Source organism: Sphingobium psychrophilum (genome assembly GCF_012927105.1).
Lineage (GTDB): Bacteria > Pseudomonadota > Alphaproteobacteria > Sphingomonadales > Sphingomonadaceae > Sphingobium > Sphingobium psychrophilum.
This window is the reverse complement of sequence record NZ_JABBFV010000001.1, coordinates 327,116-353,057: the sequence shown is the minus strand read 5'-3', so window position 1 is coordinate 353,057 and position 25,942 is coordinate 327,116. Positions and strand designations below refer to the sequence as shown.

31 protein-coding genes, 1 other RNA gene and 1 pseudogene are annotated in these 25,942 nt (G+C 62.9%); 11 read left to right on the top strand and 22 right to left on the bottom strand.

Annotation, left to right across the window (positions count from 1 at the left end):
* Positions 1 to 8 precede the first annotated feature (8 nt).
* The 11 genes from HHL08_RS01825 to mscL all read right to left on the bottom strand — a co-directional run bounded on the left by HHL08_RS01825 (position 9) and on the right by mscL (position 8,492).
* Positions 9 to 347: an NADH-quinone oxidoreductase subunit NuoE family protein gene (locus tag HHL08_RS01825; protein WP_169571088.1), complete on the bottom strand. Its 339-nt coding sequence runs from the start codon at positions 345 to 347 to the stop codon at positions 9 to 11.
* Positions 320 to 868, bottom strand: a complete 549-nt coding sequence (locus HHL08_RS01820) for a J domain-containing protein (protein ID WP_169570761.1) — start codon at positions 866 to 868, stop codon at positions 320 to 322. The genes HHL08_RS01825 and HHL08_RS01820 overlap by 28 nt, the downstream gene beginning before the upstream one ends.
* 61 nt (positions 869 to 929) lie before the next feature.
* An RNA gene (rnpB, locus tag HHL08_RS01815) (RNase P RNA component class A) lies at positions 930 to 1,317 on the bottom strand.
* Between the two features lie 42 nt (positions 1,318 to 1,359).
* Positions 1,360 to 2,058 carry an N-acetylmuramoyl-L-alanine amidase gene (locus HHL08_RS01810; protein WP_169570760.1) on the bottom strand — a complete coding sequence of 233 codons (699 nt, stop codon included), beginning with the start codon at positions 2,056 to 2,058 and terminating at the stop codon, positions 1,360 to 1,362.
* A 129-nt stretch (positions 2,059 to 2,187) separates the two neighbouring features.
* The gene (locus HHL08_RS01805) at positions 2,188 to 3,066 is read right to left on the bottom strand and encodes a CheR family methyltransferase (RefSeq protein WP_169570759.1); all 879 of its coding nucleotides are present in this window, start codon (positions 3,064 to 3,066) and stop codon (positions 2,188 to 2,190) included.
* Positions 3,066 to 4,148, bottom strand: a complete 1,083-nt coding sequence (locus HHL08_RS01800) for a chemotaxis protein CheB (RefSeq protein WP_169571087.1) — start codon at positions 4,146 to 4,148, stop codon at positions 3,066 to 3,068. The genes HHL08_RS01805 and HHL08_RS01800 overlap by 1 nt, the downstream gene beginning before the upstream one ends.
* A 66-nt stretch (positions 4,149 to 4,214) precedes the next feature.
* On the bottom strand, positions 4,215 to 4,580 hold the full coding sequence (locus tag HHL08_RS01795) for a response regulator (RefSeq protein WP_088183154.1): 366 nt from the start codon (positions 4,578 to 4,580) through the stop codon (positions 4,215 to 4,217).
* 83 nt (positions 4,581 to 4,663) lie between these two features.
* Complete coding sequence (locus tag HHL08_RS01790) at positions 4,664 to 5,101, bottom strand: chemotaxis protein CheW (RefSeq protein WP_169570758.1); 438 nt, start codon at positions 5,099 to 5,101, stop codon at positions 4,664 to 4,666.
* Positions 5,102 to 5,112: 11 nt separating this feature from the next.
* Positions 5,113 to 7,485: a chemotaxis protein CheA gene (locus tag HHL08_RS01785; RefSeq protein ID WP_169570757.1), complete on the bottom strand. Its 2,373-nt coding sequence runs from the start codon at positions 7,483 to 7,485 to the stop codon at positions 5,113 to 5,115.
* 154 nt (positions 7,486 to 7,639) lie between these two features.
* Positions 7,640 to 7,909 carry a hypothetical protein gene (locus HHL08_RS01780; protein WP_169570756.1) on the bottom strand — a complete coding sequence of 90 codons (270 nt, stop codon included), beginning with the start codon at positions 7,907 to 7,909 and terminating at the stop codon, positions 7,640 to 7,642.
* A 145-nt stretch (positions 7,910 to 8,054) separates the two neighbouring features.
* Entirely contained in the window at positions 8,055 to 8,492 is a 438-nt protein-coding gene (gene mscL / locus HHL08_RS01775; RefSeq protein WP_169570755.1) for a large conductance mechanosensitive channel protein MscL, read from the bottom strand.
* A gap of 103 nt (positions 8,493 to 8,595) precedes the next feature.
* On the opposite strand from mscL, the gene HHL08_RS01770 reads away from it, so the two are divergent.
* The 4 genes from HHL08_RS01770 to HHL08_RS01755 are packed head-to-tail and all read left to right on the top strand — an operon-like array spanning position 8,596 to position 11,210.
* Positions 8,596 to 9,198 carry a LemA family protein gene (locus tag HHL08_RS01770; RefSeq protein ID WP_066600465.1) on the top strand — a complete coding sequence of 201 codons (603 nt, stop codon included), beginning with the start codon at positions 8,596 to 8,598 and terminating at the stop codon, positions 9,196 to 9,198.
* 4 nt (positions 9,199 to 9,202) lie between these two features.
* Complete coding sequence (locus HHL08_RS01765) at positions 9,203 to 9,994, top strand: TPM domain-containing protein (RefSeq protein ID WP_169570754.1); 792 nt, start codon at positions 9,203 to 9,205, stop codon at positions 9,992 to 9,994.
* On the top strand, positions 9,994 to 10,671 hold the full coding sequence (locus tag HHL08_RS01760; protein WP_169570753.1) for a TPM domain-containing protein: 678 nt from the start codon (positions 9,994 to 9,996) through the stop codon (positions 10,669 to 10,671). Before HHL08_RS01765 ends, HHL08_RS01760 begins: the two co-directional genes overlap by 1 nt.
* Positions 10,668 to 11,210: an NUDIX hydrolase gene (locus HHL08_RS01755; protein ID WP_169570752.1), complete on the top strand. Its 543-nt coding sequence runs from the start codon at positions 10,668 to 10,670 to the stop codon at positions 11,208 to 11,210. The genes HHL08_RS01760 and HHL08_RS01755 overlap by 4 nt, the downstream gene beginning before the upstream one ends.
* Positions 11,211 to 11,248: 38 nt before the next feature.
* Here HHL08_RS01755 and HHL08_RS01750 read toward each other — a convergent pair whose 3' ends face one another.
* Positions 11,249 to 11,701 (bottom strand): DUF6456 domain-containing protein, encoded by a 453-nt coding sequence (locus HHL08_RS01750; protein WP_169570751.1) that lies wholly within the window; start codon positions 11,699 to 11,701, stop codon positions 11,249 to 11,251.
* Between the two features lie 99 nt (positions 11,702 to 11,800).
* Here HHL08_RS01750 and HHL08_RS01745 point away from each other — a divergent pair, with 99 nt between their 5' ends.
* Together HHL08_RS01745 and HHL08_RS01740 are read left to right on the top strand one after the other, a co-directional pair.
* Entirely contained in the window at positions 11,801 to 12,364 is a 564-nt protein-coding gene (locus tag HHL08_RS01745) for a helix-turn-helix domain-containing protein (RefSeq protein ID WP_169570750.1), read from the top strand.
* Between the two features lie 59 nt (positions 12,365 to 12,423).
* Entirely contained in the window at positions 12,424 to 13,602 is a 1,179-nt protein-coding gene (locus HHL08_RS01740; protein ID WP_169570749.1) for a glycosyltransferase, read from the top strand.
* On the opposite strand, the gene HHL08_RS01735 is transcribed toward HHL08_RS01740, so the two are convergent.
* Entirely contained in the window at positions 13,599 to 15,251 is a 1,653-nt protein-coding gene (locus tag HHL08_RS01735) for a molybdopterin oxidoreductase family protein (RefSeq protein WP_169570748.1), read from the bottom strand. The two genes, HHL08_RS01740 and HHL08_RS01735, sit on opposite strands and share 4 nt — an antisense overlap.
* Before the next feature lie 90 nt (positions 15,252 to 15,341).
* Here HHL08_RS01735 and modA point away from each other — a divergent pair, with 90 nt between their 5' ends.
* From modA to HHL08_RS01720, 3 genes are read left to right on the top strand one after another with little or no spacing between them, the layout of a single operon-like run.
* Positions 15,342 to 16,112: a molybdate ABC transporter substrate-binding protein gene (gene modA / locus HHL08_RS01730; protein ID WP_169570747.1), complete on the top strand. Its 771-nt coding sequence runs from the start codon at positions 15,342 to 15,344 to the stop codon at positions 16,110 to 16,112.
* Positions 16,112 to 16,810, top strand: a complete 699-nt coding sequence (gene modB, locus HHL08_RS01725) for a molybdate ABC transporter permease subunit (RefSeq protein ID WP_169571085.1) — start codon at positions 16,112 to 16,114, stop codon at positions 16,808 to 16,810. Before modA ends, modB begins: the two co-directional genes overlap by 1 nt.
* Complete coding sequence (locus tag HHL08_RS01720; protein ID WP_169571086.1) at positions 16,800 to 17,420, top strand: ATP-binding cassette domain-containing protein; 621 nt, start codon at positions 16,800 to 16,802, stop codon at positions 17,418 to 17,420. Before modB ends, HHL08_RS01720 begins: the two co-directional genes overlap by 11 nt.
* Positions 17,421 to 17,435: 15 nt before the next feature.
* On the opposite strand, the pseudogene HHL08_RS25490 reads toward HHL08_RS01720, so the two are convergent.
* Positions 17,436 to 17,614 (bottom strand): annotated as a pseudogene (locus HHL08_RS25490) (HAD family hydrolase); the annotation flags it as partial.
* Positions 17,615 to 17,649: 35 nt separating this feature from the next.
* Here HHL08_RS25490 and HHL08_RS01710 point away from each other — a divergent pair.
* The gene (locus HHL08_RS01710) at positions 17,650 to 17,835 is read left to right on the top strand and encodes a hypothetical protein (RefSeq protein WP_235954618.1); all 186 of its coding nucleotides are present in this window, start codon (positions 17,650 to 17,652) and stop codon (positions 17,833 to 17,835) included.
* Positions 17,805 to 18,212: an IS30 family transposase gene (locus HHL08_RS01705; protein WP_328804539.1), complete on the top strand. Its 408-nt coding sequence runs from the start codon at positions 17,805 to 17,807 to the stop codon at positions 18,210 to 18,212. The genes HHL08_RS01710 and HHL08_RS01705 overlap by 31 nt, the downstream gene beginning before the upstream one ends.
* A 309-nt stretch (positions 18,213 to 18,521) precedes the next feature.
* Here the strand turns inward: HHL08_RS01705 and HHL08_RS01700 are convergent, their stop codons facing one another.
* From HHL08_RS01700 to HHL08_RS01665, 8 genes are all read right to left on the bottom strand, one after another.
* Entirely contained in the window at positions 18,522 to 19,793 is a 1,272-nt protein-coding gene (locus HHL08_RS01700) for a capsule biosynthesis protein (protein WP_169570746.1), read from the bottom strand.
* A complete protein-coding gene (locus HHL08_RS01695; protein WP_206377666.1) occupies positions 19,786 to 21,414 on the bottom strand; it encodes a capsular polysaccharide export protein, LipB/KpsS family in 1,629 nt (542 codons plus the stop codon). Before HHL08_RS01695 ends, HHL08_RS01700 begins: the two co-directional genes overlap by 8 nt.
* Positions 21,415 to 21,537: 123 nt before the next feature.
* Complete coding sequence (locus HHL08_RS01690) at positions 21,538 to 22,833, bottom strand: glycosyltransferase family 4 protein (protein ID WP_169570745.1); 1,296 nt, start codon at positions 22,831 to 22,833, stop codon at positions 21,538 to 21,540.
* A gap of 49 nt (positions 22,834 to 22,882) precedes the next feature.
* Positions 22,883 to 23,323, bottom strand: coding sequence for an HIT family protein (locus HHL08_RS01685; protein WP_169570744.1), 441 nt, complete (start codon positions 23,321 to 23,323; stop codon positions 22,883 to 22,885).
* An 11-nt stretch (positions 23,324 to 23,334) separates the two neighbouring features.
* Complete coding sequence (locus tag HHL08_RS01680) at positions 23,335 to 23,970, bottom strand: CoA transferase subunit B (RefSeq protein WP_088183237.1); 636 nt, start codon at positions 23,968 to 23,970, stop codon at positions 23,335 to 23,337.
* Positions 23,970 to 24,287 (bottom strand): DUF5076 domain-containing protein, encoded by a 318-nt coding sequence (locus HHL08_RS01675; protein ID WP_169570743.1) that lies wholly within the window; start codon positions 24,285 to 24,287, stop codon positions 23,970 to 23,972. The genes HHL08_RS01680 and HHL08_RS01675 overlap by 1 nt, the downstream gene beginning before the upstream one ends.
* A 13-nt stretch (positions 24,288 to 24,300) precedes the next feature.
* Positions 24,301 to 25,170 carry an HAD family acid phosphatase gene (locus HHL08_RS01670; RefSeq protein WP_169570742.1) on the bottom strand — a complete coding sequence of 290 codons (870 nt, stop codon included), beginning with the start codon at positions 25,168 to 25,170 and terminating at the stop codon, positions 24,301 to 24,303.
* The gene (locus tag HHL08_RS01665; RefSeq protein ID WP_169570741.1) at positions 25,170 to 25,880 is read right to left on the bottom strand and encodes a CoA transferase subunit A; all 711 of its coding nucleotides are present in this window, start codon (positions 25,878 to 25,880) and stop codon (positions 25,170 to 25,172) included. Before HHL08_RS01665 ends, HHL08_RS01670 begins: the two co-directional genes overlap by 1 nt.
* Between the last annotated feature and the right edge of the window lie 62 nt (positions 25,881 to 25,942).

Here is a 25,942-nt window from a genome sequence, read left to right as displayed (position 1 = left end):
GGAAAATGTTAAGGATGTTGGGGCGCGTGCAAACCCAGATTTTCTGCCAGTTCATCCAGATCGGCACCCGGCCGGACCAACAACCATTCGCGGCTTGCCGCACCATCCACCACCGTTACGGCACCCTTGGGGCATATGCCCAAGCAGTTGACCTCAAGCACGCCTGCAGCCGCCTTGCGCCCCGTCTTCAACGACAAATGCTTGCGCAGCGCCTTGGCCAGTCGCTCGCCCCCACCGGGACCGAAGCCGCCATCCAGCTTCTTGGAACATTTGCGGCAAACCAGAACCACATTGGACCAGTTCGACCGGACATGATCCTTCAAGCCTCCGCTCCGCGCGGTTTCCAGGTCCGACGCTCTTCGGCCGCACGCAGCACTTCATAGGCTGCCTGGATCGCCTGGAACCGCACGGCCGCGTCACTGTCATTAGGCCTGACGTCGGGATGATATTCCTTGGCGAGCCGGCGCCAGCTCTTCTTCACGTCCTCGAAACCGGCGTCGTCTTCCAGTTCCAGCGCCTTGAGCGCATGCATTTCATCGCGCGATCGGCTGCCATCGCCCGGTCCGCCCCAACTATGATAGGCGCTGGACTGGTAACCGCCCGCATCCCGCCGCTCGGCCTTTTCACGGGAAGCGCGTTCTTCCTCGTCCAGCCCCTGAAAATAATCCCAGTTGCGGTTATATTCGCCGGCATGGTCGGCGCAGAAATACCAGCGCTCCGGGCTGTTGGGCGATTTGGGCGCGGGGCAGTCGCCTGGCTTGTCGCAACCGAAGCGATCGCACATGCGCACGCGCTGCGCTTCGCGCGCCGCGCCATAAGCGCGCCATCGCGGAAATCCCCAGTCATTGGATCGGCTGTGTCGTGCCATATCGTCGAATTAGGGAATAAGCCGGGGAAACGCTACCCCGCCTGCGGATTTTGAACAGGAAAATGCCAGAGGGCCTGTAAGCCGGGTTCTGTCCACCCTGTTTCCAGGGATAGGCGACCATTCCTCTAGGGAACGGATTGCTCCGTTCCTCAAGCAACCAACCCGGGCGGTCTCGGCCGAAACAGGCCTAGCGGTCAAAGCCGCGCGCCGCCCCTATTCGGTCTTGCTCCCGGTGGGGTTTACCGTGCCGCCTTGCGTTGCCGCAGACGCGGTGCGCTCTTACCGCACCCTTTCAATTTCGCTTAGCCGAAGCTGTAGCGACCTGCTTTCTGTTGCACTGTCCCTTGGATCACTCCAGCCGGTCGTTAACCGGCACCGTCATTTCGTGGAGCCCGGACTTTCCTCGCCGTGGAAGTTACCCGCCACGCCGCGGCCGCCCGGCCCTCTGGCGAAACGGGCCTTAGACCGATTTTCCGGCTTCGTCATCCCGCTTATTCATCGCCGCGCGGTTTGGGCAGCAGCAGCGCCAACAGGATGGCGCGACATTCGCCATCGACCACGCCGTCGATCAGTTCAGGGCGGAAACGGCGCTGGAAAGCGACCACGGCCGCCTGCGGATCGGCAATATCATAGCCAAAGCGTTCTAGCGCCAGCATGAAGCCGCCATCGGTCCAGTGCGGGTCCATCAGATTCTTGGTGGGCCGCGGCAGGGCAAGGCGCAGGCGCGCAAGTTGCCCCCAGGGGAAAAGTTCGCCCGGATCCTGCTTCCGCGCAGGCGCAATGTCGCTGTGGCCAACGATATTACCGCGCGTGATGCGGTGTCGCTGAACGATTTGATGGACCAGCGGGATCAGCGATCCCATCTGCGTTTCGGGAAAGGGGCGATAGCCCCATTCATGCCCCGGATTGACGATCTCTATGCCGATACTGGCTGAATTGATGTCATCGACGCCGCGCCAGTGCGAACGGCCTGCATGCCAGGCGCGCTTGGCCTCATCGACCATGCGGATGATCTGCCCATCCTCCGTCACGACATAATGGGCCGACACCTTCGATTCGGGATTGGCCAGCCAATTGATGGCGCTCGCCGCATCGGGCATGCCGGTATAGTGCAGCACCAGCATCGAGATGGGCAGGCTGCGCTCGTCGAAATTGGGCGACGGCGTTTCGATCATGGGCATGTCGGTCATCGGGAAAGGCCAGTCACTTGCAGCTGCTCGATCATCGCACCCTTCCGGCTCGCCTCTCTGGCGGCCTGAACGTGACAATGACTTAGACCGGCGCAGCAATCAAGCAGGGTTAATGCGAACGAAGCCGCTTCAGGCCGTCCGGCGCATCGGCCCACCAGCACAATCCGGCGTTAGCGCCTTACGGGCATAGCCGCCGCGAAATTCGGGATGGGACTGGAAGTCATCGCCCTGTCCGATCACCGTCTCCCCTGCGCCCAGTAGCAGGACCGACCCGGCATGGCTGTGTCGGGCCAGCAGGCGCAGCACGTCCCCACGCCGCTCCGGCGTGAAGTAGAGCAAGACGTTGCGGCAGAGCAGCAGGTCATATTCGCCCGATGGGGCGCGCGGATCGAACAGATTGTCATGCCGAAAATCGATCATCCGGCGCAGATCGGGGCTGGCGCGCCAATCCTCGCCATGCGGTTCAAACCATTTGATGAGGTCGCCGACGGCCAGACCGCGTTGGACATCCATCTGCGAAAAGATGCCGGCGCGCGCCTGTTCGATCGCGGCCGTGGAAATGTCCGTCGCCAATATCTCGATGCGCCACCCCTGCCAGCGCGCCGTGTCATTGCGCAGGCGGATGGCCAGCGAATAGGCTTCCTGCCCAGTCGAGCAGCCAGCGCTCCAGATCCGCAATGTGCGATCCTGCCGATGCTCCTGTACGCGCGGCAGGATCTGGCGATGGATCATATCGAAAATCTGGAGGTCGCGGAAAAAGCTGCTTTCATTGTTGAGCAGCGCATTGACGACATCCTCGTCCAACCGCGGGTCGCGCTTACGCAACAGCATCGCGGCCAGATCGTCGATATCCTGCAACCCATGGGCGCGCAGAACCGGCCGCAGAGCAGTTTCCATCCGCCATGCGCGGCCTTCCGACAATATCTGGCCTGTTCGCGCCTCCAGCAGCCCGGATAGTATCCGCGCGGCACCCTGGAAAATGGCGGCTCCGGCTGGCGGTAGCGGCATCAGGCAGTGACCTTCCCGCGGCGTGCGATAAAATGCATCATCGACAGCGGCTCCATGACTGCGCAGGTCAGCCCTGCCCCCGCGACCGATCCGGGCATGCCCCATACGACGCTGCTCGCCTCGTCCTGAGCGACGATCCAACCGCCGGCCGCGACGATCTCGCGCGCGCCCAGCGTCCCATCGCGCCCCATGCCGGTCAGGACGATCCCTGCGGCACCCGCGCCATACACCTCCGCCATGCTGGCGAACATCGGATCGACGCCGGGCAGGTTGCCGGTCGGCGTGCGTTCAGGATTGAGGATGATCATGGCCCGGCCATGCAGGCCGCGCCGCAGTTGGATATTCGCGTCGCCGGGCGCGACATAGACGATATCGGGCATCAGCAGATCGCCAGTCTCCGCGACCTTCACCCGCAGGCTGGTCATGCGCGACAATTGCTGCGCGAAATAGACGGTGAAACTGGCGGGGAGATGCTGTGTCAACAGCAGCGGCACGCCCAGCGGCGCGGCCAATCCCTGGAACAACTGGCCCAGGGCATGGATACCGCCGGTCGATGCCCCGATGCCGATACAGGCAAGCGGCGCGGCGGCCGGCGCAATGGACGGCGGACTGGAGAGACGCGGCAAGAGCGGCGCGACCGGTCGATCGCCGAACAACCGATTCAACCGGTCGATCAACGCTTGAGGGAATTGTTCGCCAAAGCTGCCGCTGCCGGGTTTGGACACGATATCGCTGGCACCCAGCGCCAGCGCTTCGATCGCGGCGGCGCTGCCTTCCTCGCATTTGCCCGACAGGATCGCGACCTTGACGGTCGGATTGGCCCGCAGGATCTGCGGCAAGGCAGCCAAACCGCTCTGTCCGGGCAACTCGATGTCGAGCAGCACCAGATCCACCGCATGTTCGGCCAGATAGCCCAGCGCATGTTCGGCGCTGTTCGTCTTGTGGACCACGCTATAGCTCGAATTGCCATTAAGAATGCGTTCGATGACCGTCCGCACGACCACCGAATCATCCACAACCAACGTGCGAACGGCATGTTGTTCACTGATGCGGCTGGATGGTATCGGCATGATCGCGTTCATCATGGGCTTTCTGCGCGGAAGGATCAGATGGAAATCGGGCACTTCTGGATCAGCGGGCAGGCACCGCTAGATCACGCCGACGATCGCCAGCTTGCTTTCCAATGTCTCCCGATCGAAAGGCTTCATGACATATTCGTCGGCACCGGCCTCGACCGCAGCCTTGATATGGCTGATGCCGTTTTCGGTGGTGCAGAAGATGATCTTGGGCCGTGCCGCCATCTTGGCGGTGGAAAGCGCCTGCAGGAATTCCATCCCGCTCATGATCGGCATGTTCCAATCGAGCAACACCACGTCGGGCGGACAGGCTTCGCACTTGGTCAGCGCGTCCTGCCCGTCCACCGCCTCGCTGACCGTCAGGTCCAGCGATTCCAGAATATGACGGGCAACCTTGCGGATGACCTTTGAATCGTCGACGACCAGGCAATTCTTCATGAAGCGTCCCTTAGGTTTTTGCGTCCCGTTGCAGCCAGCTTAACCGGCAAAGCCAAGTATTTGGTAAACGAGCCGGGCATATTTTACGCCGCCTGCGCGAGCGCCCCGCCCTCAATGAACGCGGCCAGCGACACTAGCAGCCAGGGATGGCCATCATGTTCGACCAAGGCGCGGGCATAGGGCGCCCAGGCCGGATCGAGTTGACCGCGCAACGGCAGCTCCCCTTCCGGCACGCGACAGATATCGGACACGCCATCCACCATCAGGCCATAGCTGTGGCCGCTGATATTGGCGATGATGGCCAGGCCGCGCCGCTCAGCCGGTGTAGCCCGACCATGGATCAGCGCAGCGACATCAATGATGGTGAGCACCCGGCTGCGCAGCGCAGACAAGCCGGCGACATGCGCGCCCATGCCCGGCACGGGGGATATGTCGGTCAGGCGGACGACCGCCTCGACCTCCCCGGTTTCGACCGCAATCCGCGTGTCGGCCAGCGTCGCAAGAAGATAGAGCTGATCCATGGCCGCGTTCCTTATGCCCGCCGACCGGCGATCGCCGCCATCAGCGCATCCTGGTCATAGCGATAAATACTGCCGTCCTGTGGTCCGGTCGGACGAGGCGATGCACGCAGGTGCACAACGCGGCATCCCATGATTTCCGCCGCCTGCGCGGCGTCCGCTTCCGTACACAACACTACGTCGTCGGGATCGACGGCGCAATTTCCGGGCAACCCTAAAACCACCTCATGCCCCGCCTGACGCAGCAAGGGTGCCAATATCTCGCGCGTCCAGCCATCGCCGCTGTCGGCCAGCACGCACCGCCCCCGCGCGCGTTCGACCAGCGCTTCTTCAGGGAGTCCGGCGAAGAGCGCGAAGGGATTGATCACCTCCAGATGCTCGCCATCGACCACCGCGACGCCGCTCAACATGCCATGCATTGCGACCATATCGGGGACCGCCGGCATTTGGACAATATCGAATACGGCCGCCACCGGATAGCAGGCCTCTCGCCGATCGTCGCGCAGCCGCAGGGCCGATACCCTGGCCCGGTCGAACTGCGACAGCCCGTTAGCGACAGGCACCAGTCGCTTGTCGAGCCGCACGAAGGCGCGGCCACCCGAACGACCAAACAGGCCCGCGTCAATATCTTCGACCCGTTCGATCAGCGACAACTTTAGCAGGCGGCGTTCGCCCGACAGTTCCTCGAAGCGCAGCGCCGCGACCATCTCGACGCCGGCTTTCGCGTCGGCTTCCTGGTCCTGCTGCCGCGCTGCACGATCATCGATAATGTTGGGCAGGCGCGCCGCATTGGCCAGCCCCGCCGCGTCAAGCAGCAGCATAGGCTTGCCATTGTCGGGCAGCGTCATACCGGCATAAACGCCCGTCGCCATCACCAGCGGAGAAGCCGGTCGAATCACCAGCTCCTCATGATTATCGACTGCCGACACACCCATGGCGAAGGGCACGCCGGTCGCCGATCTCACCACCATGATGGCGCGCGGCCCCTGCTGCACCGGCTTTTCCATGCCCAGCACATCCTCCAGATCGACCATCGAATGACGGATCGCACGAATCGTCGCGATCTTCGCGCCGCCGACCTCGCTCAGGTGCAGCGTCTCATTATTGTCGTGCAGGATTTCGACCACCGCCGAACGCGGAATCGCGAAATGCTGGCCGCCAGCCCTGACGATAAGCCCCGGAATGATCGTCAGGGTCAACGGCACGCGCAGCGTGATGCACAGCCCCTGCCCCGGATGATTGTCGAGCGCGATAACCCCGCCGATACGCTCTACATTGGCGCGCACCACATCCATGCCGACGCCGCGGCCTGAAATCGCGGTCACCTGATTGGCAGTCGAAAGGCCAGCCTGGAAAATGAGGTCGAGCCTGTCCTCTTCGGACAGACGCATGGCGGCCTCCGGGCTCAACCGGCCTGCGGCGATCGCCTTGTCCACCAGACGCGCCGTGTCGATGCCCGCCCCGTCGTCGGCGATCGCGATGACGATCTGGTTGCCCGACTGGCGCGCCTCCAACCGCAATCGGCCAGCTTCCGGCTTCCCGGCGGCGCGACGTTTTTCCGGCGTCTCGATGCCATGGTCTATGCTGTTGCGCACGATATGGGTGAGCGGGTCGACGACCATCTCCACCATCTCGCGGTCCATTTCGACGTCGCCGCCTTCCAGCGTCAGGTCGATGCGCTTGCCAAGATCGCGGCCAAGATCGCGCACCATGCGCGGGATCGCAGCGAACAGGCGCTCCACCCGCTGCATCCGCGTCTTGGATATCACATCGCGCATGTCGGCCACGCAGGTCGACAGCCGTTCGAACACATTGTCCAGTTCGGGATCGGCGGATCGTTCGCGCAGCTTGCGCGACAATTCATTGCGCGCCAGCACCATGTCCGACACGCCGTTCATCAATTGATCGATCAGGCTGAGCGGCAGGCGGATAGTCCGTGGTCCCGACTGCGCCCCACCCTGGCGGGCAACCACGACGGGGGCGACAACCGCCTGGACCGCCGGTTCAGCGGCCTCCGCGGCCTGGGCGCTCAGAGCGCCGATCAGAAAATCGTCATTCTCGCTGGGCAGGGCCGCGCCGATCGCAACCGCCTCGGTCAGTTCGCCAATCCGGTCCATGATGCCCAGCACCGCGCTGACTGTGGCTGGGTCCGCCCCGCGCTTGCCCGCGCGAATTTCGGACAATACATCCTCGGCTGCGTGGCTCAGTCGCTCGAAACGCGGCAGATTGAGGAAGCCGCAGCTGCCCTTGACCGTGTGGAAGAAGCGGAAGATGGCATCCAGCCGGTCCCGGTCCGATGGATCGGCTTCCCAAGCGACCACTTCGCCTGCAAGAGCCTCCAGCGTTTCCTGGGTCTCGGATATGAATTCCTGAAGTAGTTCGTCCATTCCCTATCGGCCCCACGGATGCGCGCAGGGGGCACCATGGCGCGGCGTGGTTAAAGGGGCGTTAAAGGCGCGACAAACCGAGCAAGGACCGCAAGCAAAAAGGGCGTCGCGCATAGACGCGACGCCCTTGTCGGCTCGGGTAGCGAAAAGCGGCTTACTGCTGCTTTTCGACCGCGTCTTCGGCCTTATCACCCGCTTCGCGAGTGGCGGCGGCCTTGTTCTCCAGCGCGTCGGCCGCGTTCTCAGCCGCGTTCTCAGCGTTGCCGCTCAGATTGTCGGCCATCGCTTCCATATTATCGGCTTGGTTGTCGAGTGCGTCCGCCTGATTCTCGTAAGCGTTCTCGACCTTATTTTCCTTCGCGGAATCGCACGCGGCGAGCGCGACAAGGCTGGCAAGGCCAAGGACTGTGACGAAAGTTTTCACGGCGTTTTCTCCTGTTTGTGCCCCCAGGGGCTGACGTCATTCGGCACAGGTTACAGGCGGTTGAAGCCACCTGAAACCCTGACGCCGATCAACCGGCCGCTGGCGCGATGGTTCCCCCAACTTGCTCGTTTCGTCGCAAAAACGATTATTTTTTAAGCGAATCTCGGATTTCGCGCAGCAACAGGACGTCCTCCGGCGTCGGGGCTGGTGCAACGGTTTCCGGCTCCGGCTTGGTCGTCAGCTTGTTCATTGCCTTGACCAGCAGGAAGATGATGAAGGCGAGAATGATGAAGTTGACCAGCACGGTCAGGAACTGACCCCAGCCGAACATCGCGACGCCCGCCGCTTTCAGGTCGGTATAGCTTTCGGCATTGCCCTTGAAGCCAGCCGGCAATTCGCCCAGCCGCACGAAATAACCCGAAAAGTCAGCACCGCCGAAGATATAGCCGACCACCGGCATGATGAGATCGTCGGTCAGCGACTTTGTGATGGTGGCGAAAGCGCCGCCAATAATCACACCGACGGCCAAGTCCATCACATTGCCGCGGTTGATAAAAGTCTTGAATTCAGAAATCAGCCCCATAGGGAACTCCTTGCCCTGTATGCGATAATATCAGGATGGCCCGTTGCGCCTTTAAGGACAACGCCCTATTTCCACAGGCGAAACAAAAAGCCGAGGATGTTCCATGACGCTCCTGCGCCGCTTCTCTAAAATTCTGCTGCCGCTGTTCGGGGCGCTTGCCCTGTCCGCATGCGGCATCAACAGCGTGCCTACCGCCGAAGAAGAGGCGAAGGCCAAATGGGCCGACGTGCAGGCGCAGTATCAGCGCCGCGCCAACCTGACCGGCAATCTCGTCGCCACGGTGAAGGCGGCGGGCAAGCAGGAACAAGCGACGCTGACCGCCGTTACCGAAGCCCGCGCCAAGGCGTCGTCGGTGCAGGTGAGTGCCGACGATCTCTCCGACCCCGCCAAGGTCGCGCAATTCCAAGCGGCACAGGCCCAGCTTAGCCAGGGATTAGGACGCCTGCTCGCCACGGTGGAGGCCTATCCTGAGCTGAAAACCAACGAGAATTTCCTGCAACTCCAGTCGCAGCTGGAGGGCACGGAAAACCGCATCGCCGTCGCCATTCGCGACTATAATGGCGCGGTGCAGGCCTATAATACCCGTATCCGCACCTTCCCCGACGCGATCGGTGCCAAGTTGATCCATGGTGCCAAGCCCATGACCCCGTTCCAGGCCACCACGCCGGGCGCGGAAGAGGCGCCGAAGGTCGACTTCGGCAACTGATCGGATGCTTCGCCGTCTGCTCCTGATCCTCACGCTGCTGGCGTTCGCGCCGCCAGCGTGGGCGCAGAGCTTCCCCACATTCGATGACAAGGGCGTGGTGGATGCCGCAAACCTGCTCGACCCCGCGCAGGAACAGGCGCTCAGCCAGAAACTGATCGCGCAGAAAAAGGCGAACGGACGCTCGCTCGTCGTGGCGACCATTCCCGATCTTCAGGGCTATGACATATCCGACTACGGTTATCGCCTGGGTCGCGCCTGGGGCATCGGTGACAAAGACAGCAACGGCGCCCTGCTGATCGTCGCGCCGGCCGAACGCAAGATACGGATCGAGGTGGGCTATGGCCTGGAGGGCGTGCTGACCGATGCGCTGTCCTCACAAATCGTTCGTAACGCCATCACCCCGCGCTTCAAGGCCGGCGACATGGCAGGTGGCATTGATGCAGGGGTCGATCAAATTACTGGTCTGCTGGCCCTTCCCCCTGACGAGGCCAAGGCGCGCGCAGCGGCGGCTGAGGCGGCCGTGCGCAAACAGGATGATGGGGGCGGCGCGATCATCGGTTTCTGGATCATATTATTCATCGTCTTCTTCGTTGCCCTCCCGCTCCTGTCGCGCGCTCGTGGGGGGAAGCGCTATGGCCGGGGCGGCGGAAGCGCACCGATCATCCTCTGGGGGCCGGGCGCAGGCAGTTCGGGCTGGGGATCGGGCGGCGGCTCTGGCTGGGGCGGGGGCGACAGCGGTGGCGGCTTTTCGGGCGGCGGCAGCTTCGGCGGCGGCGGCGCGTCGGGGGATTGGTGATGCAGCTTAATCTCACTAAAGCCGACCATGACCTTGTTTCAGCCGCCGTGGCGAGCGCAGAAGCACATACGTCGGGCGAGATCGTCACCATCGTCGCCCGCCGATCCGATAGCTATCATGACGTCGGCCTGAGTTGGGCAGCGGCAGCTATCTTCATCGCGCTGGCGGTAATGGCCGCCTTCCCTGAGCATCTCCGTGCCTTCCTGTCCGCGCTGCTGCTCGACTGGGAACATGAGCTGGCCGATTGGAAGCTTTTGATGGGGCTGCTCGGCATCCTCATCCTCAAATTTCTGGTCGTGCGCTATCTGCTGGCGATCATGCCGCTGCGTATGATCATGACCCCGCGCGCGACCAAGGCGCGGCGGGTGCGACGGCGCGCCATCCTGCTATTCCGCACCGCCGCCGAAGCCCGCACGCATGGACGCACCGGCGTCCTCATCTATCTCTCGCTGGATGAGCATCGCGCCGAAATCGTCGCCGATCGCGCGATCAACGAAAAGGTCGCGGCCGAAGCCTGGGGCGATGCGATGGCCGCGCTCATAGAGGCGATCCGCGCCGGTCATGCCGGCGAGGGCTTGGCCGAGGCCGTGCGGCAGGTAGGCGTCGTGCTTGCCGCCCACTTCCCGCGCGCCGATGACGACATCAACGAATTGCCCGACAGGCTGATCGAATTATGACAGACCCCGACCGCGGCGCACCCGAAGAAGTAATGTGGGCGGGGCGTTTCATTACTGCCAAGAGGCGCGGCAAATGGGAATATGTCGCGCGCTCGCGCGGAATTCACGCCGCCGTAATTTTGGCGATCGATGACGCGGACGACGGTCCGCATGTCCTTCTGGTCGATCAATATCGCGTCCCTCTGGGTCGCCGTTGCATCGAATTGCCCGCGGGCCTGGTTGGTGATCAGGAGGAAGGCGAAGAGGCCAGCATCGCGGCAGCGCGCGAATTGGAGGAGGAAACCGGCTTCCGCCCCAACCGCCTCGAAACGCTTGGCCAATATTACAGCTCCCCTGGGATGGTGTCGGAAAGTTTCACCCTGTTCCGCGCGCGCGGCCTGGAGAAGACCGGCGAAGGCGGCGGGGTGGACGGAGAAGACATCCACGTCCATCGCGTGCCCATCGCTACCCTGCCGGACCAGATCGCCCTCTGGCGCGAGCAGGGCTATGCGATGGATGTGAAACTGCTTTTGCTATTGGGCGCGGGCATGATTGCCTGATAGCTTCGCATGTGCCGCGGATCGGCGTTGGCGTCGCATTACGACACGCGATACCACCCGGCCACCCTGTCGAGCGCCAGCGTCAAAACCAGCTTGCCTGCCCGACTCGGCCAACCAAGCGCTTTTTCGGCAGCCACCAACCCCTCGCCCGCGCACGCGACACGCCACAATATGTCAGCCAGGCCCGGCCCGGCCGCCTCGATCGCCCTGTCGAACCGATTGCGCGCCGACAACTGGGCCAGGGTGGGATCGCTCGCCCCTCCCCCACTATTGGCGCTGTGTGGCGCGGCATTCCATCGCATCGTGACCCGCGCACTTAGCCCGGCCTTTTCCCAATCACGGCGCAGCATGTCGCCGGCCAGATAGTGACGTTCGCTCAAATGCCCCCGTGCATGCAGCCAGGCAAGCGGCGATTCGCCGACATGCACCAGCACGGCTTGGGTGCGGCCGTCCGGGTCTTCGATCATCTGTTCGATATGGGTCGCGGTCATTTATATCTCCTGCCTGGCGAGAATCGATGCGGAAAGCCTTGCCATGTGGGATAGTTTGTAGGAAAGAGAAAACCAAATAGGTTATATTTTGAGGTGCAGGTGATTACGCGCATCCGCGAGGTTCGCAAGGCGAGGGGGCTTACGCTCGAACAGGTCGGCGCGCTGTGCGACCCGCCCACGACGGCCCAGACGATCGGGCGGCTGGAAACCGGCACCCGCACCGTATCGGTCAAATGGCTCAACCGGATCGCGCTCGCATTGGGCGTCACCACCGCCGAACTGGTCGCCTTGCCGGGGCAAGCCGACATACCGGTCGCCGCGCTGCTCGGTCCCGATGGCGCGCGCGCGCCGACCCGGCCGCTGGCCTTTCCGTCCTCAATCGCGTCCGACGGCATGGTCGGCGTGCATGTCAACGCCAGCATCGGCGATTACCGTAGCGGGGACGCAATCTGGTGTCGCCGTATCGCTCCGGACGAATTTTCGGGCGCGCTCAATCGCGACATATTATGTCCCCGCCCCGCTGGCCGCTTCCTGTTCGGGCGACTGATCGGTCGCGAAGGCGACCGCCTGCAACTGCTCCCCTTGGGCTCTGGCGCGCGCCAGTTGGTGTTGACCGACCCGCCATGGGCCGCGGTGGCGGTGCAACTCGTCCGACGCCTCTAGCCAAGCTGGCACGGGGCTGCTTAACCGTCCGCTAAACATTATACTGCGAAAGAGAGGCCATGGCGCTCAACGTCCTTATGCTATCGACCCTCTTTCCCGACATTAGCCGGCCCAATTTCGGCGTGTTCGTGGAACGGCAGGCGCGCGAACTGGCAAGCCGCCCCGAAGCGGACGTCACCGTGATTGCACCCGTTGGCCTGCCACCCTGGCCGCTGTCGCTCGCGGCGCGCTATGCGCCCTTGCGTGCGCTGCCGCGCAAGGAACGCTGGCGTGAACTCACGGTCTATCGGCCGACCTTCCCCATCATTCCCAAATTTGGCGGCCGTACCAATGTCGGCGCCATGACCCGCGCCATCCTGCCGCTGGTCAGGCGACTGCACGCCGAAAAACCTTTCGACGTGATCGACGCCAGCTTCTTCTTCCCCGACGGCCCGGTCGCCCAGCGTCTGTCGAAGGCGCTCGGCATCCCCTATTCGGTCAAGGCGCGCGGTGCCGACATCCATTATTGGGGCACGCAAAGCGGCACCCGCAAGATGGTTCTGCAAGCGGCAGAAGGCGCGGCTGGCCTGCTCGCCGTATCGGACGCGATGCGCCGTTCGATGGCCCGGATGGGGATCGAGGCCGACAAGATCCGTGTCCATTATACCGGCGTAGACCTCGACACATTCGAAATGGGCGACCGGGATGCAGCAAAGGCCGCACTGGATTTCAGCGGTCCGGTGCTGCTGTGCGTCGGTGCGCTGATCCCGCGCAAGGGTCAGGATCTGTTGGTGCGGGCGCTGCCCATGCTACCGGACGTGACCCTCTTGCTCGCTGGACAGGGCGCCTTCCGGCGTACGCTCGAAAACCTCGCGCAGGAATTGGGGGTCGAACGGCGCATCGGTTTCCTGGGATCAGTGCCGCATCACAAATTGCCCCGCATCTATACCGCCGCTGATGTGATGGTGCTGCCGTCCGAGTCAGAAGGGCTCGCCAACGCCTGGGTGGAATCGCTCGCTTGCGGCACACCGATCGTCATCACCGACGTCGGCGGCGCGCGCGAACTGCTGGACCGCCCCGAAGCCGGCCGGATCGTCGCGCGCGAACCCGAAGCGATCGCCGAAGCCATTCGTGCGATATTGGACGCCCCACCCGCGGCGAAAGATGTGCGCGAAGCGGCGCTGCGCTTCACCTGGGCCGCCAATGGCGACACCCTGCTGGCCCATCTTCAGGCGATCGCCGGAAAAGCGGAAACCTAATCCCAAAAGCGGGCCAGCCGCGCTCGTCCATCGGATGTCGGGAAATGACCGCCGTGGAAGGGCACTTCGCCCCATCGCCAAGGCGTCAGTTCGTGATAGGCCGGGTTGGACAGCGGCGCATGACGTCGCAGGTCGAACAACCGCCCCTCCCCTTGATAGACCGACAGCCGGGCATGTTCGCGATAGATGTCCGCCGACCGCTCATAATGAAAGGCGTCGTGCCAGCCCATGGCGCGCCCAATGCGCGTCACGATCCACCAGCCCGGCCGCGCCTCGCCCGGCAGAGCAAAAACCGGCCGTTGCCGACTGATCAGGCGATCCGCACCGGTGATCGTGCCCTCGCGCTCCAGCGGCCCCGGCATTGGCATCGCCAGGTCGATACGATCCGCCATAGCGGGATCAAGCCGGTCGCCGGCAAAGAGCGTGAAGGGGCGTTGATCGGGCATGGCGTCTAACAAGGCGTCAGGGGCGTTCCCCAGCATGAGCAGCGCCTTTATAGCTCCATCACCGATCGCTTGGCGCAACGCATGGCCAGACAGGCCCGGCGCTGCGACAACTTTATGGGTCGACCAGAAACGACTGACCGACGCCAGCGCGTCAGCCGAAAAATCCCGATGCGCGGCCAGAACCGTTGCAATGCATCCGACTTCGCGCGCGCCCATGGCGTTAGGCGCGCCGGGCAGCGCGAAAGGCGCCGCGCCAGGCTGGCCGATCCTGCCCATGGCGAGGTGCAGGGCCAGGATCGCCGCCGCTGCAGGCGCATCCCCCTCCCCGGCGTCGGGATCGAATATCGTCACCGTGCGCGGCGCGCTTGCAATTATATCTTGGAATTCGCGTATCTTTCTGATCGGCAGATCTGTGATGCCCGATACCGACCATAGGTCGTGCCCCGGCCGCAACGCTTCCCAATAGCCATCCGGCACCGTCACATGTTGCGCAAGGAAGGCTCGATCCACTAATTCCGCATCATGCAAGCGCAACAAAAGGCCGCCTAGCAATGCCGCGACGCTGCCGGGCGCCGGTGCCAGATGATGATCCGCAGGCAACAGCCGCGCGTCGGGATCAGGATCGACAATCACAAGTTGCGCGCCTCGTTCCTCGCGCGCCGAAGCGACCCGGCGCGCCAGCATCGGATGACGCCGCAATACGCCCGCACCTATCGCCAGGATCAGGTCCGCGCCGTCCACATCCTCGGCGCTTGCGGGCATCATATCTTCGCCGAAGGCTGCAATCTGCGTGCGTGTGGAAATATCATGCCATGGGACATCGATATGCGCCGAACCGATGAACCCCTTCATCAGCTTGTTGGCCGCGAAATAATCCTCGGTCGGCAGGTCGCCTGCGACATGGAGTGCGACACTTGTGGGACCGTGCTGGGCGATGATGTCGGACAGGCGACGCGCGGCGTGCGCGATCGCCCGGTCCTGGCTGACGCGCTTGCCGGCAAGCAACGGATGCAACAGCCTGCCATCCAGGCCCGTATCAGCGGCAAGCGTCTCACCTGCCGGACAGAGCCAGCCCATATTGGTAGGGTGAATCCGATCGCCTTCGATGAAGACGCGCCGCGCATCGTCTTCGCTCAGGCCAGTCATGGCCCTTACGCCGCAGCCCATGGCACACCGGCCGCATAGCGTCTTGATTGCCGTCATCGTCGCGCGTGTAACCGATCACGATGTTGGGAAAAAGATCACAAAGCGCGTTCGCGGTTGAGTTGCCCGGCGATGCAGCGCAAAAGCGGCATGATGCGCGTCCTCCTTCGATCCCTTGCCGCTATTTTCATCCTAGCGATAGTCAATCCGGCCGGCGCCGCGAACGAGCGCGGACCGCTGGTGCTGGCCGCCGCCAGCCTTCAGGACGTACTCGCTGCCGCCGCCTTGGAATGGGCGCGACAAGGCCACCCGCAACCGATCCTCTCCTTTGCCGGCTCATCCGCACTAGCGCGTCAGATCCGCGCCGGCGCTCCGGCCGACCTGTTCATCTCGGCCGACGAAGATTGGATGAACGTCGTCGAGAAAGCCGGCTCAGTCCAAGCCGGAACACGGGCAGACATCGCCGGCAACCGGCTGGTGCTTGTCGCGCCGCTGCATCAACCGGTGCGGCTGGCGATAGCCAGCGGCATGCCCATCATACGGGCATTGGGTTCGTCGCGGCTTGCCATGGCCAATCCAGACAGCGTGCCCGCGGGAAAATACGGCAAGGCCGCGCTGACGAAGCTCGGCGTCTGGACGGGGGTAGCGCCCAAGGTTGTGCGTGCCGAAAATGTCCGCGCTGCCCTTGCCCTGGTGGAGCGCGGCGAAGCGCGGCTCGGCATCGTTTATGCGACTGATGCGCGCGCATCGCGCAAGGTGCGGACCGTTGGCGTCTTCCCCCCCGGAAGCCACCCGCCGATCCGCTATCCAGTCGCCCGGCTTATGAGCAGCCGCCATGCAGATGCCGAAGGGTTCCGCCGCTTCCTTCTTTCGCCCAGGGGGCACGCCGTACTGAAGCGTTACGGCTTTACCGCGCCTTGATCGCCGGCCTGTCCCCTGAAGAATGGATCGTTCTGACCCTCTCGCTCAAGGTCAGTCTGGTCGCCGTCACGGTTAGCCTCCCGATCTGCTTCTGCATCGCCTGGATGCTGGCGCGATGGCATTTCCCAGGAAAATTGCTGGTCGACGCGCTGGTCCATCTGCCGCTTGTGCTGCCGCCGGTGGTGACTGGATGGCTACTACTGCTGCTATTCGGGATGAATGGACTGATCGGGCGCTGGCTGTCGGACGTATTCGGGGTTACTCTGCTGTTCCGCTGGACCGGCGCAGCGCTCGCGGCCGCGATCATGGCGGTGCCACTGATGGTACGAGCCATCCGCCTCTCAATCGAGGCAATCGACAGGCGGCTGGAGAGTGCGGCCGCAACACTAGGCGCATCGCGCCTACGCATCTTCCTCACCATCTCACTGCCGCTCGCTTTGCCTGGCGTGCTGGCAGCGGTCGTCCTCGGTTTCGCCCGATCGCTTGGCGAATTCGGGGCCACTATCACCTTTGTCTCCGACGTGCCGGGGGAAACCCGCACCCTGCCCATAGCCATCTACGCCGCCATGCAGATGCCGGATGGGGAGCCGATCGTCACGCGCTTCGCGATCTTATCGATTCTGCTATCCTTGGGCGCGCTGATTGTATCGGAAATATTAGTGCGCAGAATCGCACGGGGTGGGCGCCATGTCATTTGACATCGATGTGAAGCAAACCCGCAGCGGACGACCGATCACCCTCTTCTGCCGCACCGACTCTCCGCTTGTTGCGCTGGTCGGTCCCTCCGGCGTGGGAAAGACCAGCATTCTAAACATGGTCGCGGGCATTACATCGCCCGACCAAGGCCATATAATCGTTGCAGGACAGACCTTGTTCGACAGCGACACCGGGATCGACCTGAAAACTGCGCGACGCCAAGTCGGATACGTCTTCCAGGATCGCCGTCTGTTCCCGCATCTGCGGGTGCGTGCCAACCTGGCCTATGGTCGCCGCGCAGCCATGTCGATGGACATGGACGATGTACTCGCGTTCCTAGGGATCGGGCATCTGCTCGACCGATGGCCGCACAGCCTGTCCGGCGGAGAGGCGCAGCGCGTGGCCATCGGGCGGGCGCTGCTCTCCGGGCCGCGTTTTTTGCTGCTGGACGAACCCCTCTCCTCGATCGACCGTGACCGCAAGGCAGGTATTCTTGACGCAATCGACCAGATTCGCAGGCGCAGCCCGATCCCGATTCTCTATGTCACGCACGACGTCGCCGAGGCCGAGCGACTGTCCGCGCTGATCGTGACCATGCACGAAGAGGATTGAAGCCCCGCGCCTGGTCTTCTGACATGCGACGATCGCGTCGATCGCCGAAAGCGTCTCCTGCGGATCTCGAACTCGCACGGTGTCGAGGCCCAATTGCTTCGCCGGATAGTCGTTGCCGCCTGGGAAGATGGTGTCGCCAATGAACATCATCGCATCGAGCCAATGCTCGCATCGCGCAGCTCCTTCAGGCCATAACCTGCCAAGATGACTTTCTAATGCGATCTTGGGGGTGAAAGGTGGCCTGGCAAAACTGCTCGAAGCGCTCTGCGACCAACATCATGAATATTGCGAACAGGCGCTGAAAACCCTCGGTGAAGACCATGATCGCAACGCCAAGCCCGATATTCCGCTGATCGAAGCCAGGCTGGAAGCGCTGGAGAAAAAGTGGGTGCCGCGGACACGCAGGAAAGCTTGAAAGGCCGCATCAACGTCGCCTTCCGTCGGCGCTTACGCACAATTGGCAAACGCCCTTCCGAAATCGGTAATCGCAGCAGCTTTGGTCATTGGGAAGGCGACCTGATGATCTTCAGGTTGGAATATGGCAAAGCCAACCTCACCTCGCTGGTCGAGCGCCGCAGCCGGTTTACCATCCTCGCCCGTAATCCCAGTCGGCATTCCGCCGGCGTCATGGCGGGAATCCAGCATCACTTCCATATCCTGCCCCCTTCCCTGCGCCAGAGCATCACCTTTGACCGGGGAACGGAATTTGCCGCCTTTGCGACGCTCCAGAAGAAACTCGCGATGACGAGCTATTTCTGCTTGCCATCGGCGCCTGGCAAAAGGGCAGCGTGAAAAACAGCAACGGTCGCATACGGCGCTTCCTGCCGTCTGACACGGGCTTGGCGTTGCTATTGGATATAGGAAATCCAGGCCGTAGCTGATCGCATCAACAGCACCCCTCGCAAGTACTTGAACTGTCGCACCGCGCATGAGGTTCTGACGGGGCAAATCACTCTCCTCAATGCCCGACAGATTTTGCCATCCAGGGTGGGGCTCGCCCCGCCCTGGATGAAATGCTACGCATCCCATGGATCTCGCACTTCAAATCGAAACTGCCTCCCAGCAAAAACCGCCATACAGAACAGTTCAGTTCAGCGGACGCTAATAAGAAAGCAATTTGCGGCTGATGGCGGAATGAGCGACGATCACAGCGCCTTTCGCCTGTTCGCGTTCACCGGCCAGGCGACGCACCGCATTATCGACCAGCAGCGTCAGCCCTTCTTCGCTTAGCAATCCGCCATGGATCAGGCAACGATCCATCAACACCCGGCGAAATGCGGAATATAGGTCGCAATCGAGCTTTCCGGGTTCCGTCCAGAAGGCGTCGAGCGGCCCGGTGTTGACGATCCCAGGCACCTTGTAGACCGCATGGCCTAGCACCGTGACAGGTTTGCCTTCGTTCAGCGCCAGTGTTCCGACCGTACTGTTGACGGTTACGACACCCACCGCATTGCGGACGAGTTCGGCAATGTCGCCTTCTTCCAGATAGAAGACCCGGTCGCCGACGCCATATTTCGCTGCCAGCCTGCGCGTCAGCCGCGACCAGGACACCAGGCCTGAATCGAGCGGATGCCGCTTCACCACCAGCGCGACGTCGTCGGGCGCATGGTGTGCGAAGCTCTTGAGGACGAAGCGCAACGCGGCGCGCATATCCCCAAAGGGCGAATGTATCCGAATCTGATAGTCGGAATTAAGTTGCAGAGGCAGCGCGAAATAAGGGCGATCCCGCACCTTTTCCCATTGCGTCAAGGATTTAGCCGCATGGTGCTTGCCCACCAGCAACTTGTAGGTCCAAGCTACCGATTCCATGATGAAACTATGGGGCCGATGCGTGCGGTAATAGGGGAAAAGCGGCCGCATCAACGCAGATGCCAGGCCGTTGCGCATGGTGTTTCGCGCACGCGCGCGAAACGTAGACGGTACGGGAGGGAAGGTCACCTCTACCTGATCAAGCTTACGGGCTTCATCCAGATACCATTGCGGATCGAGCGGCAGGGTCGAATTGCCGTTCACGCCATCATCCTGCAACGTCAGGAAGTCTGGACGGATATAGCCTTCCTCCACCACATGCACCCGCACGGACCGCAATCTGGCCATACCATGCGCGGAGGCGTGATAGGGTCGACAGTCGCCATAGAGGATCAGGTCGGTAACGCCATGGTTCACGACGAAATCGTCGAAAAACAACGGCCAGTTGCGAAACGTGCCTCTGTAATCGCTCGCTTCACCTGGCCAGTCGATCTTGTCGCCGCCATTGATATTGATCCGCAGCGCGATATGCCCGCGCTTGCGCAACGCATCGGCCAGCATAGCGAAATAGGGGCCATGCGGGCCTTGCAGGAAAAGAAACGTCCGTGTCGAAGCGTCAGTCATGAAGAAACTCGGCGCACAAAGTCATAAATCTTCGTAGCTTTCCCTGTGCCGCTCGTGCTCTGATAAGCCAGGTGAGGTTCGGTGTCGATGCACTTGCCATGCGATCCACCATCAGTTCCGGGCCGCAAGGCAAACGCGTCACCGGATCAATATATCGAGGATAGAGAATGAGCGTGCCGGCGACCAGTTGATCCACGGTCAGCCGACGTCCCCGGCGGCCCGTAGGTTCGGCAAGATCGCGGGTCAGGCCCCAACCGGCGTAGAAGGGCATGCCATGGACGGTCACGGACTGTCCGCGCACCAGCGCCTCGAATCCGGTCAACGACGACAGCACATGCACGTCATCGACCGCCTGCACCATCGCCATCAAAGGCGCCCCGCTATCGATCGCGTCGGCATGGCTGAGGATCGCGGCGTCGCTCAGATGACCGCGGCGATGCCCGGCCTGGACGTCGGGATGGGGACGGTAGATGATCCACGCATCTGGCTCGCTGCGGCGCACGCGGGACAGAAAGTCCAGATTGCCCTCCACCCCTGCCCCGCCCAGGCGCACGGACATATCGTCGTCCACTTGGCCCACCGCCAGCACGGTGCGACGACCGGCCGGCAAATCGATCATCCGGCCGGCCTCGATCCCATATTTGGTAACGCCGGCCTCGCTGATGGCGGCGCGTAGACGCTTCGCCCGATCGACCAGCGCCGGCGGAAACGGATGAGTCGCCAGCACATGCTCCAAATCGCTGGGCGCGCAGGCGTTATAGTAGATGCCGGCATGATCGATCACCACCGAACTGGGCGGATGCAAACCAGCTCCCAGCCCGTTGGACCTTAGAAATCCGTCTTCCACCCGACAGATCGGAACGTGCATCCGTTCGGCGTCGTGCGTTGTTGAAGCCGGCACTCGTGAAGGCCATATCGCCAGCGCGCGCCCCGATTCCTGGGCGCTGCGCAGGCCTTTTTCGGGAGGAAGAAAAGATGGTGCGCGCAAGCCATCCCACAGAAACTGGCGCATCATGTCTCGCTTCCAGAAGGCCATGCCGCTGGCGGCGGCAATGCCGCGATTGCCGTCGAGATGACGGCGCCATTCGCCCAGCCGCTCGATGGCCTGCGCGACCGGCACGTCCCTATCTGTGAAACAGTCGCGATAGCGCGCCATTCCGATACGCGCGCGCGCCGCATGACGTAATCGGTCGGTCGGCACCGCCCGCCCCTGCCCATCGAACACCGCAACGCCCAGCAGGCCGGCGACAATAGCCAGTTCGTCCTCGATGTCGGCATGGACCGCATCGGCGCCCGCAATCAGATGCCAGGGATCGACAGGATCGCGCAATCGGCGTCCCTGCACCATGGACGGCATATCACCGACGATGCCGATGCGGTCCGAATCGACCCCGCTCAACCGTTCGGCCGAAACCGTGACGCCCGCACGCACGACGATGGTGATACGTTCCGGCCGATCACCCCAGAAGGCGCCACCTACTCGCGCATCCGCCACGGCGTCCAATACGCTATCGCCAACCGGCGCGCTTTCCGCAGCGGCACTCACAGCCGCAACCGATACGGCGACACCGGGAAAAGGTGGCGAGCGCAGGAATATGGGATGGGTCACCAGTCTATGCATGGGCAGGCCCGCCACGCCAGCGCCAGAGATCATGTCCTGGCTCGATCAATTTGCCCCCATTCGGCGCAAACGGCCGGTCTTTCAATCGGTTCTCCGCTTCCATGCGGGCTGTATCAACGAGCGTCAAGAAACTTGCGCTGTCACCTCTTCGATCAGGTCAGTCACTATGTCGAAATAGTCGCGCCAGGTCGGCGCGCGCCAATGGGCCAGCCGCGCGATCTGGGCCGCGCGATCGGGCGCATCGGGCTGGCTATAGGCCTCGATCGCCTGCATCCATCCCAGTCCGTCGAGCGGGTCAAGATAATCCGGCGCATCGCCGCCAACCTCGCGATGGGCGGTGATGTCGCTGCAAATCACCGGCACGCCGGCCGCCAGCGCCTCCACCACGGGCATGCCGAAGCCTTCGGCGAAGGACGGCATCAACATGGCGCGGGCGTTCGCGACCAGCGCCTGCATGCGATTGTCCGACACCTCGCCCGCTTCGATCACATGGCCGCGCAGCGCCTCGGCCCGGTCCAGCATGTCGATGACATTTTCGTTTTCCCAGCCGCGTCGGCCGATCAACACCAGCACCGGGGTCGCATCGCCCAGCCGTTCGACCATGCGCCGCCACAGGTTGAGCAGCAGCAGGTGATTCTTCCGCGGCTCGATCGTCGAAATATAGACGAAATAGGGTCGTTCGGGCAGCGCCTCGCCCTTGGCGCCGAAGATGTCGGCCGCATCGGCCCCGAAATGCGCGACGCGAATCGCCCGTCCGCTAAGGCCGTGGCGCATATGGGGCGCCAGCGCATCAATGGTCGCCTGGCTGTTGCCGATGATGCCGCTTGCGAAACTGTCGATCGTGCGCACCCGGCGGCGATGTTCGTCCGCTCCCTGCGGCCGGGCATATTCGGGATGGCTCAGCGGAATGACGTCATGTACCAGGGTGATGAACTTCGCGCCTTCCGCCCGCAGGATCGCGCCGACCTGGGCATGGTCGTCCAGATGGTGCGGCGACACCTGCAGATATACGCGCGGCCCCGACGCGCGCGGCACCGGGCGGGGCCGGGTGGCGAACAGGTGGCGGATCACCGCGGCTTTGCCCTCGCCGGCATCGGTCGATCGGGCACTACGCCATTTGGAGGCCGTAAAGGCCAGGAACTGCCGCACGGCAGCGCTATTCAGTCGCCCATAATAACCCCCGGCAGGATGCACCGCCGAAAACGCCAGACGATCGGGCATCCGCCCCAGCAATTCGCGCGCGTAGACATATTCGACGCGATCGATGCCCGTCGGCGCGGGATGGAAGGAACGGGACAGCAGCCGCGAAATATCGAGGATCACCTCGCTTTCGCCGCGCTCGCCCTGAAACAGCTGGCTGGCGCGCTTGGACCGCAGCGCAAGGCGCGCGCCGGGCGCGTTGAAGGGACGCAGCGCCATCAGCGCGCTCCCCGCGTAGATATCGGCCTAGCGGCGAAACGGGCGCGCATCAGAATTGGGCGCGAATCTCGTCGGCCAACGCCGTGAGCGCCGCCGCGTCGACGACATTACCTTGCGCATGGGCGCTGAATCCCAACGGCCCGCCTTCCCAGCGCGGCACGATATGGACATGCAGGTGGAACACGGTCTGCCCGGCCGGCGCGCCATTGAACTGGGCGACATGGATGCCGTCGGGGGCCAGCGCCTTGCACGTCGCGTTGGCGACCTTCTTGACGGTCGCCATCACTTGCGCCAGCGCCTCGTCCTCGATCTCCAATATATTGCGTGCCCTGGACCATTTGGAAATGACCAGGCTGTGCCCCTTCGACTGCGGCTGGATGTCGAGGAAGGCGAGCGTATGCGCATCCTCGTATAATTTGATCGACGGAATCTTGCCCGCAAGGATCAGGGCAAAGGGATTATTGTCGTCATAAACGCCGTCAAGGCTCATCCTGGCCGTCCTCAGCTCACATAATGTGCACTGGTCTTAGCCGCGATATCCTCCGCCGTCACGCCCGGAGCCAATTCGACCAGCTTGAACGGGCTATCATGGTCGGGACGCTGGAAAACGCACAGGTCCGTCACGATCATATCGACTACATTCTTGCCGGTCAGCGGCAGCGTGCAGGCCGGGATGAACTTGGGATCGCCATTTTTGGACGTATGTTCCATGACGACGATGATCTTCTTGACGCCAGCGACCAGATCCATCGCGCCGCCCATGCCCTTGATCATCTTGCCGGGGATCATCCAGTTGGCGATGTCGCCATTTTCCGCGACTTCCATCGCGCCCAGCACCGTCAAGTCGATATGGCCGCCACGGATCATGGCGAAGCTGTCGGCCGAACTGAAATAGGCGGTCTGGGGCAATTCGCTGATCGTCTGCTTGCCCGCATTGATCAGGTCGGCATCTTCCTCCCCCTCGAACGGGAAAGGGCCGATGCCTAACATGCCGTTTTCCGACTGGAGCGTCACTTCGACTCCGGCTGGAATATGATTCGCCACCAACGTCGGAATGCCGATGCCCAGATTCACATAGAAACCATCCTGCAATTCCTTCGCCGCGCGCGCGGCCATCTCGTCACGAGTCCAGGGCATCAGTTTAGACTTCCTTCCTGAATGGTCGTTATTTCGCCGACCTGATTGCGTAATTCCGCCGACAGTCCGGCGACGATCGATTGTAGAGCCTGTGCCTCATCGACACCCCAAGTCGTGGCGTAAGCCCGCGCCGCATGTCGGATCGTGTCGGACATCAGATAGCCGAATATCGTTGGGTCTTCGAGCATTCGGGCAGAAATCCAGACATGGCTCCCTGCCCCGTTCGTTACCCAAACACGCACGATCTCATGTGACTGGTCAGTCAACACATCCCCATGATCCAGCGATATGGCGTTGACATGATTGGTTTGCGTCATTCCGCGCTTCCCATCATCTTCCTGCCTCTCCGGCGGGCGGCGCCCACCTCTTGTCCATAGGAAATATGTCGTCAAACCCGCCCTTGAGGCCGCTGCCATAGACGGGGTTGGGCATCACGAACCAGCCATGGCCCCACAGGCCAGCGACCGGCGGTTGCAGCGTTGCGGCGCGGCGTGCGGATACGGGCTGCGCGGAGTTGAACAGGTCCGAAAAATCGCCAAGCTGGTCGCCGCCCATCGCGATGACGCAATATTGCGCAGCGATCGTCGCGCGGCGGCCATCCTTGCGCGATCCCATCGAATCGTCGCCGCTCAGATACAGCGTCCGGCCATGCACCGCGTCGCCCAGGCCCGCGGCCTTGATCGCGCGCACGGTCGCATCGGCATTGGCGGCCGACCGGTTGGTGTTGAAGATGACGGTCACGCCCAGGCCGCGCAGCGCGGCCACCCCCCGGTCGGCACCCGGCACCGGCCCGACCGCGCCCTCGCCCGTCTTCTCCCAAGCGTCCCAGGCGGCAGCATCGAAGCCCCGGCCGGTCTTCGCATCATGATATTCATAGCCGATGTTGAGCATCACCGTTTCATCGACGTCGAACACCGCGGCAAAGGGCTTGTCGCCACAGGGCACGAACCGTGGCGCGGCAAGGCTCGCCCCATCGGCCAGCACGACGCTGTCCGTCGGCCGCGACTTAATCTTGGCCGATACATAGGTCAGCAGCCCATTCCAGGCCTGCGCCGAAATCGCGGCTCCTTCGCCCGATCCGTAGAGATATTGCATCCCTGCAGGTGGATCGGCCACAGGCGCGGGCGACGGCGCTACGGTCGCGCAAGCCGCCAACGGCGCCAGCAGCAGCGCCCAACCCAAGCGCTTCGCCACCGACATCAGGCTGCTTCCCGAGTCCGCACCGTCCGAAACTCGATCTTCTTGTCATAGGGCGCGCCCACGATCATGCGCTTCACATAGATGCCGGGCAGATGGATCGCGTCGGGGTCCAGACTGCCGGTCGGCACCACTTCCTCGACTTCGGCGATGCAGATTTTCGCCGCGGTCGCCATCGGCTGGTTGAAGTTGCGCGCCGTCTTGCGGAAGATCAGGTTGCCGCTTTCATCGGCCTTCCAGCCCTTGACGATCGCAATATCGGCAAAGATGCCGCGCTCCAATATATAATCCTGGCCATCGAAGCTCTTGACCTCCTTGCCCTCGGCGACCTGGGTGCCGACGCCGGTCTTGGTGTAGAAACCGGGGATGCCCGCCCCGCCCGCGCGGCAGCGTTCGGCCAGTGTCCCCTGGGGGCAGAATTCCACCTCCAGCTCGCCCGCCAGATATTGCCGCTCGAACTCCTTATTCTCGCCGACATAGGAGGAGATCATCTTCTTGACCTGGCGCGTGCGCAGCAGCTTGCCCAGCCCCTCGCCATCGATGCCGGCATTGTTGGACGCGATGGTCAGATCCTTGACGCCCGCATCGCGGATCGCGTCGATCAGCCGTTCGGGAATACCGCACAGGCCAAAGCCGCCCGCGCACAGATGCATCCCGTCGAACAGCAATCCTTCCAGCGCCGCAGCGGCATCGGGGTAAAGCTTCCTGGCCATCGGCATCCTTCCTTTTTTGAAAGTTCACACCGCTCTTAGGCATCACAACCAATCAATACCAA